The organism is Paenibacillus lacisediminis (genome assembly GCF_046567315.2).
This window is the reverse complement of record NZ_JBKIAX020000002.1, coordinates 330,542-345,694: the sequence shown is the minus strand read 5'-3', so window position 1 is coordinate 345,694 and position 15,153 is coordinate 330,542. Positions and strand designations below refer to the sequence as shown.

13 protein-coding genes are annotated in these 15,153 nt (G+C 52.2%); 6 read left to right on the top strand and 7 right to left on the bottom strand.

Annotation, left to right across the window (positions count from 1 at the left end):
- The first annotated feature begins 85 nt into the window (after positions 1-85).
- Positions 86-2,140, top strand: coding sequence for a peptidoglycan D,D-transpeptidase FtsI family protein (locus tag ACLD72_RS04905; protein ID WP_410996310.1), 2,055 nt, complete (start codon positions 86-88; stop codon positions 2,138-2,140).
- A 199-nt stretch (positions 2,141-2,339) separates the two neighbouring features.
- Complete coding sequence (locus ACLD72_RS04900; protein WP_410996533.1) at positions 2,340-2,588, top strand: polysaccharide deacetylase family protein; 249 nt, start codon at positions 2,340-2,342, stop codon at positions 2,586-2,588.
- Between the two features lie 265 nt (positions 2,589-2,853).
- Here the strand turns inward: ACLD72_RS04900 and ACLD72_RS04895 are convergent, their stop codons facing one another.
- The 7 genes from ACLD72_RS04895 to ACLD72_RS04865 all read right to left on the bottom strand — a co-directional run bounded on the left by ACLD72_RS04895 (position 2,854) and on the right by ACLD72_RS04865 (position 11,028).
- A complete protein-coding gene (locus ACLD72_RS04895; protein WP_410996309.1) occupies positions 2,854-4,065 on the bottom strand; it encodes an ABC transporter permease in 1,212 nt (403 codons plus the stop codon).
- Positions 4,062-4,781 (bottom strand): ABC transporter ATP-binding protein, encoded by a 720-nt coding sequence (locus tag ACLD72_RS04890; RefSeq protein ID WP_410996307.1) that lies wholly within the window; start codon positions 4,779-4,781, stop codon positions 4,062-4,064. The genes ACLD72_RS04895 and ACLD72_RS04890 overlap by 4 nt, the downstream gene beginning before the upstream one ends.
- On the bottom strand, positions 4,778-6,235 hold the full coding sequence (locus ACLD72_RS04885; RefSeq protein WP_410996305.1) for an efflux RND transporter periplasmic adaptor subunit: 1,458 nt from the start codon (positions 6,233-6,235) through the stop codon (positions 4,778-4,780). Before ACLD72_RS04885 ends, ACLD72_RS04890 begins: the two co-directional genes overlap by 4 nt.
- Before the next feature lie 202 nt (positions 6,236-6,437).
- On the bottom strand, positions 6,438-7,571 hold the full coding sequence (locus ACLD72_RS04880) for a TolC family protein (protein WP_410996303.1): 1,134 nt from the start codon (positions 7,569-7,571) through the stop codon (positions 6,438-6,440).
- Between the two features lie 135 nt (positions 7,572-7,706).
- Positions 7,707-8,861 (bottom strand): hypothetical protein, encoded by a 1,155-nt coding sequence (locus tag ACLD72_RS04875; RefSeq protein ID WP_410996301.1) that lies wholly within the window; start codon positions 8,859-8,861, stop codon positions 7,707-7,709.
- Positions 8,858-10,318, bottom strand: coding sequence for a sensor histidine kinase (locus ACLD72_RS04870; protein ID WP_410996299.1), 1,461 nt, complete (start codon positions 10,316-10,318; stop codon positions 8,858-8,860). Before ACLD72_RS04870 ends, ACLD72_RS04875 begins: the two co-directional genes overlap by 4 nt.
- Positions 10,315-11,028: a response regulator gene (locus ACLD72_RS04865; protein ID WP_410996297.1), complete on the bottom strand. Its 714-nt coding sequence runs from the start codon at positions 11,026-11,028 to the stop codon at positions 10,315-10,317. The genes ACLD72_RS04870 and ACLD72_RS04865 overlap by 4 nt, the downstream gene beginning before the upstream one ends.
- A 338-nt stretch (positions 11,029-11,366) precedes the next feature.
- Between ACLD72_RS04865 and ACLD72_RS04860 the strand changes: the two genes are divergently transcribed.
- From ACLD72_RS04860 to ACLD72_RS04845, 4 genes are read left to right on the top strand one after another with little or no spacing between them, the layout of a single operon-like run.
- Positions 11,367-12,350 carry a metal ABC transporter solute-binding protein, Zn/Mn family gene (locus ACLD72_RS04860; RefSeq protein WP_410996295.1) on the top strand — a complete coding sequence of 328 codons (984 nt, stop codon included), beginning with the start codon at positions 11,367-11,369 and terminating at the stop codon, positions 12,348-12,350.
- Positions 12,351-12,391: 41 nt separating this feature from the next.
- Positions 12,392-13,150 (top strand): metal ABC transporter ATP-binding protein, encoded by a 759-nt coding sequence (locus tag ACLD72_RS04855; protein WP_410996293.1) that lies wholly within the window; start codon positions 12,392-12,394, stop codon positions 13,148-13,150.
- Between the two features lie 5 nt (positions 13,151-13,155).
- Complete coding sequence (locus ACLD72_RS04850; RefSeq protein ID WP_410996531.1) at positions 13,156-14,109, top strand: metal ABC transporter permease; 954 nt, start codon at positions 13,156-13,158, stop codon at positions 14,107-14,109.
- A gap of 1 nt (position 14,110) precedes the next feature.
- Positions 14,111-14,995, top strand: coding sequence for a metal ABC transporter permease (locus ACLD72_RS04845; protein ID WP_410996291.1), 885 nt, complete (start codon positions 14,111-14,113; stop codon positions 14,993-14,995).
- Positions 14,996-15,153: the final 158 nt, after the last annotated feature.

Genomic DNA, 15,153 nt, shown 5'->3' with positions numbered 1-15,153 from the left:
AGTTATGTTAATATAAATAAGGCTGACGGTTGCCTCGATCATGCCGATAAACGACACACCAGGGGAAGAAAGTAGGGGAATCGCAGTGAAAAGTGTCTACAGTGAAGATCCGCGCGAGCAAGAAGCGTCGATGCAGAGACATTTTAATATACGGCTGAACATGTTTTTCTTCAGCGCATTTGCCATTTTTACCGTCATTATCGTTCGGCTGGCGATTTTGCAGTTTGTGGAAGGTCCGACCCTTTCCAAGCAGGAAAGCAGTCTGCGGGTGAAGGATGTGCCGCTGGCACCCACGCGGGGCACGATTTATGCGGCCGGCGGGGAGAAGCTGGCGTATTCCACGCCCGTACAGTCCCTCTATATTACTTTGCAAAAGGATTACAGCAGCACGACGGACAAGGGGAAAAAGAACCGTCCGGAAGCGCTGGCATTAGCGGATAAATTAAAAGAAGTGTTCGATAAATACGGCAAGGCGGATTCCAAGATGACGAAAGATGAAATCATCGAAGCCATGGACTTGGATTACCGGAAGCAAAACGGATTTTCGCCGCGCCGGATCAAAATGGATTTGACCAAGGAAGAGGTCGCTTATTTTCTGGAGCGGAAGGACCAGTTCCCGGGAATTGATATCGTCGAGGAAAGCATCCGGCATTATGATCCGGATACGGTAGCCGTGCAGACGATCGGGTATATCCGGAAATACTCCAATGCGTCGACGAACCTGGATTTTTATAAACAGATCCGCGCGCAAAAGGATGCACCGCCGGATATGCAGTATACGGAAACCGAGGACGTCGGTTACGACGGGCTGGAATTATATTATCAGAGCGAGCTGCGCGGCAAAAACGGGTACAAAAGCGTTCCAATCGATCCGCGGAACATGGCCACAGGCATCCCTGAGGTAACGCCGCCGGTGAAAGGAAACGACCTGCACACCACCATTAACAAAAACATCCAGCTCGTGGCCGAACAAGCGATTTTGGACCAAATTGCGTGGGTGCATACGCATCCGGTGTCCGGGGAAGTTCATCCCAACGCCAAAACCGGTTATGCCGTAGCTATGGAAGTGGATACCGGCAACGTGGTGGCGATGGCCAGCATGCCGGATTATGATGCGAACGTCTGGCAGTCAGGCGGGGTTTCCCCTGCTGATTGGAAGAAGATTTCAAGCAATTATATGAATGGGACAATTACCCCGTTCAGCTCGGGGCGTTCGGGACATGATTTCGAATCTACCGTCTTGCTCGGGTCTACGATTAAACCGTTGTCCGTTTTGATCGGCCTGAACGAAAACTTGTTTACGACGAACTCTTATTATAACGACACGGGGATTGCCTATTTTGGGAAAAACGATTCGTCGAGCGTCCGAAATTCCCAAAGACACGCGTATGGCCCGGTTGACCCAAGACTGGCGATCCTTCACTCCTCCAACACCTTTATGGTTGATATGGTTGGGGAAAGGCTATGGAAGAAATACGGAAACAAAGGGATCGACGTATGGGACAGCTATATGAAGCAGTTTGGCCTTGGCGTATCCACGGGTGTGGATCTTCCGCAGGAATACCTGGGCAAGCTGGAATATATGAATGATAAGGAAACCTCCTTGTCTCGGTTGGCGTACGCTTCCTTTGGACAGCAGGGGAAATATACCACGTTGCAGCTAGCCCAGTATACGACAACGCTTGCCACTAGAGGCAAGCGGATGGAGCCCCATTTGGTAAGTAAAATTACCGATTCCGAAGGAAACGTCATTGAGGATTTTAAACCGAAAGTGCTGAACGAGGTTAAATTTAACGACGCATACTGGAAAGAAGTAATTGCCGGGATGAGCACCAATGTGTCGTCTGCTTTTTCCGGCTTCCCGTATGACTTTGCCAGAAAAACGGGGACCTCGGAGCAATGGGGTGCCGGGAAAAATAGAGATAACGGCGTATTCATCGCCTTTGCGCCGCGCGAAAATCCGAAGCTCGCCGTTGCTGTCGTCATACCGGAAGGCGGGTTTGGCGCTTACAGCGCCGCACCGGTAGCCCGCAAAATTTTCGACGCTTACGATCAGGAGTACGGCCTCGACGGAGTGCCGAAGAAGACGAAAAATCAGCAGACGAACGGCCAGGCTTCTGAGAATAACAAGGCGGAGTAAGAACCCCAAAATTGAAAAATACATGGATCAGCGATCTTTTCACAACATCGTTTGGGAGAAGGTCGCTGATTTTTTTGCATGCTTAGGAGTTTATCCGGAAGATGGATCAATATTCTTAGAAGTTACAATCTCGATACAAGTCTTCTGAAATCCGAAACAAGATCCCTCTATAATAAAATCCAACGAAACATAAAGCCGCATCGTTAGTGAAGGGCATGCCCTGGGCAACCATTCCTGGAGTCACCGGAATTTAGCCAAGATCAGTGAAAAAGAAATGCGTGAGGAAATTACAAAAACGGATGAAGCGATTAATGAGGTTGTCGGATTTGTACCGGTGCTTATGCGCCCTCCTTATGGAATGTCGATCCGCGTGATTGGGACGGCGCCTCCGTCTCTGACATACTTGAGACCCTCAAGTCCGGTCCTGAGGGGGAGGTCACTATCCTGATGCATTCTTCAGGGGGGAGAGGCGGAGATCTGAGTAACACGATCAAGGTGCTTCCAGAGATTATCGATTACTATAAATCAAATGGCTATATCTTTGTCACTGTGCCCGAACTAAAGGGCTTGGAGAGTTAGGCGATTAGAAAGGACGAGTAATGCTATGGACATACAAGATATATTTCATAGCTATCTACAATTATAAGTACCCGTCAAAAACCTTGATTTTACAAAGCTTTTGACGGGTTTTAGTTTCCGTTCCGCTACAAATCTTATTCATAACGCAGGGCATCAATCGGTTTGAGCTTGGAGGCCTTGAGTGCCGGATATACTCCGAAGATTACCCCGACCAGTACACTGCTGGTGAAGGAATAGATAATCGGCTCATAGGAGAATTCTATCGGCATACTTGCGAACTTTTCCAGCAGCTTAGCTCCGCCGATTCCGGTGAAAATGCCGATGATCCCGCCAATCAGACTGATGAATACCGATTCGGTCAGGAATTGGGTCAAAATATTGCTGCGCTGAGCGCCAATCGCCTTACGGATTCCAATCTCCCGCGTCCGTTCGGTTACCGAGACGAGCATGATGTTCATAATGCCGACCCCGCCAATGATGAGTGAAATTACGGCAACCCCAAGCAGGAGCATATTCATAGTATCATTCACTCCGGAGGACATCTGCATAATTTCGGATTGGGTCATAATCTGGAAATCATCCTGATCAGCAGGTTTCAGCTTGTGACTGCTGCGCAGAAGTTGCTGAATCTCCGCCCGAGCCTGATCTATCTTATCAAATGTTACGGCAGACGCATTCATTTCCTGAATATCCATTTGCCCGAACATATTCATCCCCGTCGTGATCGGGATATAAATCTGTTTGTTCGTGTAGCTGCGCATCGCATCCGCGGGACTCATAATCCCTACGACCTTAAACGGGATATCCTTGATTTGGATGGTCTCTCCTATGGTCTTGGCCGATGACTGGCCAAAAAGAGTTTGAGCCGCATCGGAGCCGAGAATGGCCACGTTAACACGGTTGTCTTCCTCATAAGATGTGAAAGTACGCCCATAGGCCAGCGATTGCTTTTTGACGCGGTAAAAGGCTCCCGAGGTCCCATCAATCTGCGCATTGAGCACCTGCCGATTCCACGTGGCTTTCGCTGAACTCATGGCACTGGGTGCTACATCGGCGACAGAGGGGAGCTTCTTCATGGCTTTGACGTCCTCCAGCGTGAAAGCCTTCGGCTGGGCCATCGTCATCCAATTGTCCTCATCATAAGGTATATATGGGTAAATCATGAGCAGGTTACTGCCCAAGCCGTTAATTTCTTTCGTGATGCTGGCGGTCGTTCCGCGGCCAATCGCCATAATAGCAATCACGGCCCCGATCCCGATGATGATCCCCAGCATGGTCAGGATCGTACGGAGCAAATTGCCGCGCAGACTGCTGAGCGCTACACGAATCGTCTCCAGGATACTCATTGCACCACTTCCTTTCGCGCGAACCTCCGGTTCTCCACCGGATGATCCTGTTCTATTTGGCCGTCGCGAAAGTGAATCAGCCGCTTGGCGTACTCCGACACCTCAATATCATGCGTAACCAGTACAATGGTCTTGCCATTGTCATTCAGATCCTGAAAGATCTCCATAATTTCCCGGCTAGTTCGCGAGTCTAGCGCCCCTGTCGGTTCATCCGCCAGCAGGATCACGGGATTGGTAACAAGCGCTCTGGCAATAGAAACGCGCTGCTGCTGTCCGCCTGACAGTTCGTTAGGCTTATTGTACATCCGCTCTGCCAGTCCGACATTCACCAGCGCCTCCATCGCACGTTCACGCCGCTCCCGGGCTGGTACGCCCGCATAAAGCATGGGCAATTCTACATTAGCGAGTGCCGTAGATCGCGGGAGCAGATGGAATTTTTGGAATACGAAGCCGATCTTCTCATTGCGGATGTACGCCAGCTCATTTTCACGAGCGTCCAGAATGGAGTATCCGTCCAGATAGAACTCGCCAGAGGTAGGCGAATCCAGGCAGCCCATCACATTCATCATGCTGGATTTGCCTGAACCTGACGGACCCATGACAGCGACGAATTCTCCTTCCGTAATGGACAGACTAACGTCCCGGAGCGCATGAATTTCCTGATCGCCTACATGATAGATCTTTTTCAGATTTTTAATCTCCATTACATAATTCATGGGAGGACCTCTCCTCCCGAGGCATCCATCATTCCGGCGCCTCCCGGAGCTGGGATGACGACGGTGTCGCCCTCATTGACGCCCGACTTCAGCTCTACGCGGTCTGTAGTGTAGAGTCCCAGCTCTACAGGCTTGAATTCAAAGACAGACGTATTGGAGGGGTCAGCGGCGACATAGACTCCGTCTGATCCCCCGTCCGATTGGATGGCGGTCACGGGTACGAACAAGACATTTTCACGCTTGCTGAGCTCGATGGCGATATTCATAATCATGCCCGTCTTCAGCTTGTTGTCCAAATTAGAGATAGATAACTCCGCTGGATAGGCATTTACACCCTCCTCTGTAGAGACTTCGGGAGAGATGAAGGTGACGGTGCCTTCAAATTCCTCACCAGGATAAGCCGTAGTAGTCAGAATGGCTTTCTGTCCGGTTTTTACCTTAACAATGTCACTCTGGTTGATCTTGGTCGCAATCTTCAGGTCATTGGAATTGGAGTTGTTCATTACGATGAACGGAGCCGTGGGGCTTGTCCCCACGTCGCCATTGACCTTGAGGATGACACCATCCCAGGGAGCTGTAATCTGAAGTTTGTTCAGCTCACTGCGCTTTTGCTCCAGATCGGTCTCAGCCCGGCTAATGTCGATGCGCAGATTCTCCAGTGTATCCGCCTCCGGCGGGGCCTTGAGCTTTTTAAGCTCTAATTGGGCGGTACGGTAGGACAACTCTGCATCCTCAATGCTGCTCTCGATCTGATCGCGGGTCTTGCGTACCTGCAGCTCCGTAGCGTCATAACTGGCTTGCGCCTTCTCCCACGCTTGCTCCGCTTCCGCCATCTCCTTTGCGGAGACGGCCCCGGACTCGTTCAGGAATTTTTGATCTTCGTAGGTTTTCCTTGCCAGCTCCAGATCGCTTTTGGCTGTCTTGAGCCGCTCCTCGGCCTCCTGAAGATCATAGCTCTTCTTGGCGGTCTCCAGTGCCTTAGCGGCCTTTTGCACGTTGATTTCCTGCATCTCTACCTCGGTTTCCTTTGGTCCTTTGGTCGCCTCGGCCAGCTTGGAACGGGCCATACGCAGCGTGTCCTCGGCATTCTGAATTTGCAGCTTTGCTTCCGTATCGTTTAACCGGGCCAGGAGTTGTCCCTTTTTCACCTGATCTCCGACCTTGACATTCACCTCGGCCAGCTTGTCCGTGCTGGTGGTGTTGAAGTTCAGATTCACCTCTTTGGAGGCTTTGACTGTTCCGGTGACGGACAGCGTCTCGGTGATGTCCCCGCGCTTCACGATGATCGCTTCGTTAGGGATCGCTGCCATCTCTGGCGCGGATTTATGCATTGAGCTATATATGGTAGCTCCGCCGCCACCGAGCGCGAGCAGCACGACGAGGCTGATTATCCATTTTTTGCGGCGTTTCTTGCGTAATTGCTGCAGTGCGTTGTTCATTTGGTTCTGCGACATGTAACATCCTCCTGAAAGTTTTGTGAGCGTTACTTCCTGAATCAGCTTCGTACAAAACTCGCTTCGGAAGCATAGACTCAGTTTTGTGAGCGTTGCTTCCTGAATCAGCTTCGTACAAAACTCGCTTCGGAAGCATAGACTCAGTTTTGTGAGCGTTACTTCCTGAATCAGCTTCGTACAAAACTCGCTTCGGAAGCATTGGCTAACTGCTCCAAGGTTTGTTCAAGGTATAATTGGACTGGATCAGTCCAATGGCAAGCTGGCTAATTTGCTGGTTCAATTGATCGACGCTCAGGCGAGCTTTGGTCAGTTCCAGCTCTACGATCAAGCCGCGCTCCCATTTCTTCTGAGCCAGCTCTAGGTCAGCCTGGGCGATCTTTAGATCTTCGTGCAGTTGTACGTATTTTTTCTGTTCTTCTTGCAGCGTGGTATAGAGAGATCTTACCGACTCGGCAAAATCGTCCTTGCCGTTGGTTAGGGCCTCATTGGCATTTTTCAAATCCAGCTTGACCAGTTCATAGTCTTCGGATGTTCCTTGGAAATCATAATATTGCAGACTGATCCTTGCATTTTTGACAGCGTCCTGCAGCTGCCAGACGGTTGGGTTATTTTTGAGCAAGCCCGTAATATGTGTCTCGATATTCATTGGTTCCGGCTCCTGGTAGACCGGGTAATCCACAAGATGAAAGGCCGTCCCCTTTGGCTTGTTCATCAAGGTGTTCAGCTCGTCCCTGGCCTTTTGCAGATCGGTGTTGCGCTCCTCCAATTTCTGCTCGGCATCCGAGCGCGCCTTCGTGCTTTCGATCTTGCTCTTCTCCGAGATGAGTCCCCGGGATAGCTTGGCGATCGCAATGCGCTCCTCTAGCTTGGCGATTTGAGCGGACTCCTGAGCGACATTGACCTGATTCTCGGCTGTAAAAATGGCGTAATAGGCTTTCATGGTCTGAAAATAAACCTTATCTTTGGCGAATTCAGCCTGTTTCTTGGCAGACAGGTAGGACAGGTTAGCGGATGTGTAGTCTCTCCAAGCAGCGTTGTTGGCTGTGGAATCCGATTCTTCCAAATTAGATGGAAGTTGCATGTATCCCAGGGCATTGGTGCTCTTTTTTAGCTCCAGATCTTTGCGTTCGAGGTCCTGAGCAGCCGTCTTCAAGGTGTAGCTGTTGGCCTGAGCCCATGCGTTGGCTTGGTCGAGAGTAAGCTCCTGCTGCTGAGCGCTGTTGCTTATATTGGCTGTCTGTGCTATATCTTCTATGTTAGACGCGGCAGCTGACGGCGCACTAAAGACAGCGGACAACGACAGAAACAGCACGGCTGCGGCTGCTTGATGTTTCATGGAGATGCTCCTTTCAAAATGGAGAAGTATAAGAGGTTGAACTTGCATTATAACCTAAAATATTATAATTGGCAGTTGTATCCGTCTCGGTCACAATTGTATCCAAGTTGTAAAATATGAGTATGTTATGCCGTGTTACCAGGCGCGGAACGTGAAGCGGTAAATCTCGCTTTTTTCCATGGAGCTACTCACAACAAAGAGATTGTCGCCGTTCCATTTCAGATTGACAAAATTATCGATATTACGATACACCACCGTGTCCGCCAATAACTTGTCGCCGTCAAGATAAGCCATGTGCAGCTCATTTTTTTGGTTTTCAAGCGCCTTAAAATAAGCAATCCGGGATTCATCTTCATTTAGGTCGAAGCTCCAGATGTTGCCTTTCATCAGAAGATCGAAACGCTTTGAGGCGGCTTGGTATATGAATAGCCCCGGCACCTTGTTCACAGTGCCCTGAACCAGTATATCGCCGTTCTTGAGCACTCTGAATTGCTGTATAGCCTCCGCGGGGGTGCACGCAACTGCATTGTTCCGGCCATTCACAGGGAAGCGGTATACCATGGTCGTGTTATTCCAGCCGACAAGAGTATAAAAGTACTGCAAATCCCGGCTGAACTCAATATTGAAGAGAATCCACACGTCATCCGGATTCCGGATATGCTTCTCCTTGGCAACCAGCTTTATGATTTCTTCATCGCTGTATATTAAGCGTTTCTTGTCTGAATTTAAATCGATCATTTTAAATACGAGATTATCGTGTCCGATGTATGCGTCGTTGCCAATATACTCCCGGTAAAAGGAATTGTCATCAGCCAGTTTCCGCCGCTGTCCGGATTTCATATCGTACTCATAGGTTGTTTGCTGTGCCTGCGGTGAGCGATATTCGGAAAAGATCATCTTCTTCCGATCGGGGCTCAAGACTACGCCATAATCGGTGTTCGTCGCAAGATCCCTCACATGGTTGTCATCCAGTTTAAGCATGGAAATTTTGATGCCGGTATATGAGTTTTCCGGCCGGTTCAAGATCAAGGTGTTTTGATCAGCGACTTCAAAATCGTAGATGGCAAAATCATTGGGCAGCTTGATCGCGGCCTCAATCTGAACCGTACTGTTTGGCGGAGGGGCGAGACGGCTGCTGAATTGCGCTTCCGGGAGAATGACCGTCCTCAGTTTGGAACCGTTCATGTCGAACAAAGCTCCGACCCCGAATATGCCGCCGACAAAGGCGGCCAGCAAAATGGTCAAAAGGAGCACATCGCGATATTTTTTCCAGAATTCCCGGTTCTTCATGCCGGCCATTCTCCCGGAAGATGGATGTGTACCTGTGTGCCCTGGTTCACTGCACTTAACATTTGGACGGTTCCTCCATGCTGTTCGATTGTATTTTTTACGATGGACAAGCCCAAGCCTGCGCTTCCTCTCTCTTTTCTATTTACCCCGTTCACCCGGTAAAACGGCTCAAGCACATGTTTCAAGGCCTCTTCACTGATGCCTTCCCCCTGATCGCTGATCACGATATAAGCCGAATTGCCCGACCGGAACGACCGGACTTCGATCATCGAATTAACATATCCGTACTTAACCGAGTTATCGAGCACATTTAGGAACGCTTCCTTGAGCTTATGCCGATCGCCCCGGATATGGAGGTCCTCTTCCAGTTCATAATGGATGGCGATATTATATTTGCCCGCCTTGATCGCCATGTCCTCGCAGGCCTCCCGAACGACCTTCGACACATCGATCCGTTCGAACCGATAAGGCTGCATTGCGGCGGACGCTACGGAAAATTCCAAAATATCCGCAACCATCACGTTCAGGCGCCGGCTCTCATTAATAATGTAGTCCAAGCCCTTGTCGAAAAACGCTTTGTCCGTAAATCCATTATCACGCAATATTTGGGCATACCCCAGAATGGTGGTCAACGGTGTTTTTAATTCATGGGTCACATTGTCAAAAAATAATTTGCTGCGCGCCTGCACCTGTTTTACCTCATCTCGTTCACGTTCAATCACGTCGATCTGCTCCCGCACGCGGTTGATCATGACATTGAAGCTGGAAGCCAGTTCGCCAATCTCGTCTTTTGTGGAGATGTTGACGTCCGCATTCAGATTGCCCTGCGCCACTTGTACCGAGCGTTTAGTGAGCACGCGGACCGGTCTGGTAATTTGCCGGGAGATGAAGACGGATGCGATAAAAACAAATACAAAAATGACCGCCGCCAAATATTTGACCGTATTTTGAAAGCGTAAATGCCGTCTGAACAGCTCTGTATAATTTTTCTCCAATTGAATAATGCCGATGACTTGCCGGCCGGACATGATGGGAAAGGACAGGCTGGAGATGAGTTTACCATTCTGCATCGATGTGGAGTACGCGATCTGCGAATTGGCGGCAGACTGTATATCCGGCCGTTCGGAGGCAATTACGGCAGGGCTGGAAGACGCATTATACGGAGAAGCATCCGGGTGATAAAGCGTAACCTTACCGCCCGCCGCGGCCCCGATCTGCTCCTCCAGGTCCCGGCTTCCCGCCTCGAGCGACTTTTCGTTCAATCGTTTGTTATGAATCAGGAAATATTGATTGAGCGCAATATCCAGATTTTTTTTGACCTGAATCATGTCTTCATGCACTTCCCGGTACATGTTCTCTTCGCCCACTTTGTTTGAAAGGATGAGCAGGGAAGAGAAGCCGATAAATACGATGACCGAAAAAAGGGATACCATTTTGAACTGGATCGTCCACTTCATGTCCGCACCTGGGTGTCCAATCTGTAACCAACGCCGAACACCGTCTCGATAATGGAAGCTCCCTGACCGTCGCCGTCCAGTTTCTTGCGGATGCGCTGCACGTGTATATCCACTGTACGGGTGTCGCCGGCAAAGTCGTATCCCCATACTTTGTCCAGCAGTTCGGATCGCGTAAACACCTTGCGGTTATGGCTTGCGAGAAAGAGCAGTAAGTCATACTCCTTGTTTGTCAGTCCTGTGCGTTTTCCGTCCTTCCAAACCTCCCGCTCGTCCTTGCGAATCTCGATGTGCTTCCCCAAGCGAATAACCTCGAACGATTCAATTTCCAGTGTCTCGCTGATCAGATCGATTCGGCGGAATATCGCCCGGATACGCGCCACGACCTCCCGAATATCGAACGGCTTGGTGATGTAATCGTCCGCTCCCAGCTCCATGCCCAGCACCTTGTCCAGCATATCCGACTTGGCCGTAATCATAATGACCGGCGTTTTCGCATCGGCTGACAAATGCCTGCAAATATCGAACCCGCTCATATCGGGCAGCATCAAATCCAGCAGCACCAGGTCGGGATTGAGCCGGTTCAACATTTCAAGCCCTTCCGTCCCCGTCGCCGCTTCGTGGATCACGAACCCTTCCTTTCGCAAAGAATAAGACAATATGTCACGGATGGAATCTTCGTCCTCAATGATTAATAATTGCTTATGTCTCATAATCCTTTTAAATCTCCCCTGCTCCTGCAATTCGTCTTCTTATATATTTTGAAGCCAAGGCGGACAATTGAACAGAGGTCAGAACAAAAATTTACAACTTCGATACAAATGCCGTGAGTTTCGAAACATCAATCCTGTATACTCAATTGGTTAGGCAGAAAACTATGATTCATCTAAACCGAAAAGCAAGAGGAAAAATCCTCTTGCTTTTTTGTATGCACTGCGTTTAAAATTTGCATTAGGGAAACATTTTTATATTAAGCTAAAAAACAGGTATTAGGAAAACAAGTGTTCACTGGGGAAACAACTAATCCAAAATAAGGAGATGAGTTGGGGAAATGAGCGAAAAGGACGAATGGAAGATCAGAAAAAGCCCGTTTCAGCGGGCCAAAATGACGCTGGGGATGCTGGCTTTAATCATTCTGGCGGCATGTTCGAAAGTAGAGGGGCAAGCCGATCTGACGCATCGGCACGATGACGGGACGCCGATTCAGGTCGTGTCGACGATCGGGATGATAACCGATGTGGTTCGGGAGGTCGGCGGGGAGGAAGTGGACGCAGCCGGGCTGATGGGCCCGGGCGTCGACCCCCACTTATATAAAGCGTCGCAAGGTGACGTGAAGAAGCTGGATGAGGCGGAGATTATTTTTTACGGCGGGCTGCACCTGGAAGGGAAAATGACGGAGATTTTCGAGAAGCTGGAGCAAAAGAAGCGAACGGTTGCCGTTTCCCAAAATATCGACCCCGCGCTGCTGCGATCGGGCGAGGATGCGGGGGGTTCGCAATACGATCCGCACATCTGGTTCAACGTCAAGCATTGGGTGAACGCGACCGAAACGATCCGTGACACGCTGATGGAGTACGATCCGGGGCACGCCGAGGTGTACCGGCAAAATGCGGAGGCCTACATAGGCGAACTGGAGCAATTGGATGCCGAGGTCAAGCGGCAGATTACGGAAATCCCCGAGCAGGACCGGGTCCTGGTGACGGCGCATGACGCGTTTGGGTATTTCGGGGACGCTTACGGGATTAAGGTGATGGGGCTGCAGGGCATCAGCACGGCGGCGGAATACGGTTCGAGGGATGTCAGCAAGCTGCGGGATTTTTTGGTGGAGAACCAAATCAAAGCGGTGTTCGTGGAGTCGAGCATTCCGACCAAATCGATGGAAGCCGTGATCGCCGGCGCCAAGGAAAAAGGGCATACTGTGAAGATCGGCGGTGAATTGTACTCCGATTCGCTGGGCGAACCCGGCGGCGAGGCGGATACGTACATCAAGATGGTCCGACACAACGTAAACACCATTGTGGAAGCGTTGAAATAAATGAGGGGCGGCAGTGCCGCCCGGAGAAATGAGGCGATAAAATGAAAGTGATTCCGCTTGAAGTTGATCAACTAACGATCGCTTATCAGAAGAAACCGGTGTTAAGATCGGTATCGTTTCAGATTCCCGAGGGGAAGCTGATCGGCGTGCTGGGCCCGAACGGAGCGGGCAAGTCAACCCTGCTCAAAGCAGTGCTCGGGCTCATCCCGAAAGTGGAGGGGGAAGTCCGCATTTACGGCAAACCCTACCGGGAGCAGCGAAAAATCGTGGGGTACGTGCCCCAGCGGGAATCGGTGGACTGGGATTTTCCGACAAATGCGCTCGATGTGGTGATGATGGGCCGCTATGGCCATTTGGGCTGGTTTCGCCGCCCCGGGGCGAAAGAGCGGCTGATCGCCATGGAGTGCCTGGCGAAGGTGGGCATGGCCGATTACGCCGGCCGGCAAATCAGCCAGCTGTCCGGCGGGCAGCAGCAGCGGGTGTTCCTGGCCCGGGCGCTGGCGCAAAACGCGCAGCTCTATTTTATGGATGAGCCGTTTGCCGGGGTGGATGCCACGACTGAAAAAGCGATTATCGGCCTTTTGCATGAACTAAAGGAACTGGGCAAAACCGTGCTCGTTGTGCATCATGATCTGGCCACGGTAAGGGAGTATTTCGACCACGTGCTGCTGCTGAACGGCGAACTGATCGCCGCTGGTCCGACCGGGGAGACGTTCGCTCCGGAAAATTTGCAAAAAACGTACGGCGGGCGAATCGCCATGCTGCAGGATCTCGCGGCCGTACCGGCGGGGACGGTGTGACGAACATGCTGGTTACCCTGATCTCTTGGATCACGGATCCAAACATGCAGTGGATTTTAGCCGGTTCGCTGCTGCTCGGACTTGGGAGCGGTGTGATCGGAGCGTTTGCTTTTCTGCGCAAACAAAGCCTGCTGGGGGACGCGCTGGCGCATGCCGCTCTGCCTGGCATCTGCATCGCCTTCATGCTAAGCGGCGTCAAATCGGTGGGCCTGTTCATCATCGGAGCGATCCTGTCCGGGATGCTGGCGACGTTTGGCATATCGGCCATCACCCGCTATTCGCGCATCAAGCAGGACGCGGCGCTCGGCATCGTGTTGTCGGTCTTTTTCGGGATCGGCATCATTATGCTGACGAAAATCCAGCACAGCGGCAACGGCAATCAAAGCGGGCTGGACAAATATATGTTCGGCCAGGCGGCATCCATGATGCTGTCCGACGTATATATGATGGGGGCGGTTTCGCTGCTGCTGATCCTCGTCTGCACCCTGTTGTTCAAGGAATTCAAGCTGGTCAGCTTTGACCCCGGCTTCGCCCGGGGCATGGGGATGAACGTGGCTTTCCTGGAACAACTGCTGCTGTTCATGACCGTGGTGGCCGTCGTCATCGGCATCCAGGCGGTTGGCGTCGTGCTGGTGGCGGCGCTGCTGATCACGCCGGCGGTGGCCGCCAGGTATTGGACGGACGCTCTGGGCCTCATGGTTTTGTTGGCCGGATTGTTTGGGGCGCTGTCCGGCGTTACGGGGACGCTGATCAGCGGGGCGTTGTCCAATCTGCCGACCGGGCCGGTGACGGTGCTGGCCGCCACCTCGCTGTTTTTGGTCTCGGCGCTATTCGCGCCAAACCGTGGACTGCTGGGAAAATGGGTCCGGCACTGGCGGAACCGCAGCGAAGTACGGCAGCGCGTGGAAGGGGCGGTTATCCGCCAAAACGCAAGCGCCGTGGAAAGGGGGGCGGAGTAATATGGCCGATGTGTGGATTATCGTGACCGGCACGCTGGTCGCCGCTGCCTGCGGCATGCTGGGATGTTTTCTGATTTTGCGCAAAATGGCGATGGTGGGCGACGCGATCAGCCACTCCGTGTTGCCGGGGATCGCGATCGCGTTTCTGGTGAGCAGCTCGCGGGATTCGCTGCTGATGCTAATCGGGGCGGCGGTGCTTGGCCTGATTACTGTTTTCCTGATTCAGGCGCTTCAGCACAGCGGGCTGCAGTCGGACGCCTCGATCGGCATTGTGTTTACGGCGTTATTCGCTGTGGGCGTCATTCTCATCAGCCGCAACGCCGCCCATATCGACCTCGATCTCGACTGCGTGCTGTTTGGCGAAATCGCCTACGTGCAATGGGACACCTGGGTCTGGAACGGCTATGACATGGGGCCGGCCGCCGTGTGGATGCTGGGCGGCACGCTGCTTGTCGTGCTGGCGGCGATCCTGCTGTTCTACAAGCAGTTCAAGCTGTGCGCGTTCGACCCGGCGCTTGCGGCCGCCGTGGGCATCCCGGTGGCGTTGTTCCATTATCTGCTGATGGGGCTGGTCTCCTTGTCCACAGTCGCTTCGTTCGAAAGCGTCGGGGCGATCCTGGTCGTCGGCATGCTGATCGTCCCGGCTTCGGCGGCTTATCTGCTGACCGACCGGCTTAGCGTGATGCTGCTCCTCAGCGTGCTGATCGGCGCGGCCAGCGCCGCCGGCGGGTATTACGCCGCCACATGGCTGGACGCTTCGATCGCCGGCTGCATGGTCGCCGTGGCCGGGCTGCTGTTTGCGCTGGCGTTTCTGTTTTCGCCGTCGCACGGTCTCGTTGCCCGCCTGAGCCGGCGCCGGCGGGTGAAAGCGGCCGCGGCCGCTTAGGATGGCGGCGACCCCCGAGCTTTCGCGCGCCGTCAACGCCAACGACCACCTCCAATCTCCTTTGGGAGCCGGAGGTGGTCGTTGGCGTTCATGTTTGCGCGGGCCACGGGATTAGCGGTAAAAAAGGGCTCTATTTCGGACGTGTGAGGGACTTCGAC

What these genes read in the sequence shown, in the direction of transcription:
- ACLD72_RS04895 (WP_410996309.1), bottom strand. Translation starts at nt 4,065, where the DNA reads ATGAGTATCCTGGAGACGATTCGTGTAGCGCTCAGCAGTCTGCGCGGC.
- ACLD72_RS04860 (WP_410996295.1), top strand. Translation starts at nt 11,367, where the DNA reads ATGAGCGAAAAGGACGAATGGAAGATCAGAAAAAGCCCGTTTCAGCGG.
- ACLD72_RS04850 (WP_410996531.1), top strand. Translation starts at nt 13,156, where the DNA reads ATGCTGGTTACCCTGATCTCTTGGATCACGGATCCAAACATGCAGTGG.
- ACLD72_RS04880 (WP_410996303.1), bottom strand. Translation starts at nt 7,571, where the DNA reads ATGAAACATCAAGCAGCCGCAGCCGTGCTGTTTCTGTCGTTGTCCGCT.
- ACLD72_RS04865 (WP_410996297.1), bottom strand. Translation starts at nt 11,028, where the DNA reads ATGAGACATAAGCAATTATTAATCATTGAGGACGAAGATTCCATCCGT.
- ACLD72_RS04885 (WP_410996305.1), bottom strand. Translation starts at nt 6,235, where the DNA reads ATGTCGCAGAACCAAATGAACAACGCACTGCAGCAATTACGCAAGAAA.
- ACLD72_RS04870 (WP_410996299.1), bottom strand. Translation starts at nt 10,318, where the DNA reads ATGAAGTGGACGATCCAGTTCAAAATGGTATCCCTTTTTTCGGTCATC.
- ACLD72_RS04845 (WP_410996291.1), top strand. Translation starts at nt 14,111, where the DNA reads ATGGCCGATGTGTGGATTATCGTGACCGGCACGCTGGTCGCCGCTGCC.
- ACLD72_RS04890 (WP_410996307.1), bottom strand. Translation starts at nt 4,781, where the DNA reads ATGAATTATGTAATGGAGATTAAAAATCTGAAAAAGATCTATCATGTA.
- ACLD72_RS04855 (WP_410996293.1), top strand. Translation starts at nt 12,392, where the DNA reads ATGAAAGTGATTCCGCTTGAAGTTGATCAACTAACGATCGCTTATCAG.
- ACLD72_RS04875 (WP_410996301.1), bottom strand. Translation starts at nt 8,861, where the DNA reads ATGAAGAACCGGGAATTCTGGAAAAAATATCGCGATGTGCTCCTTTTG.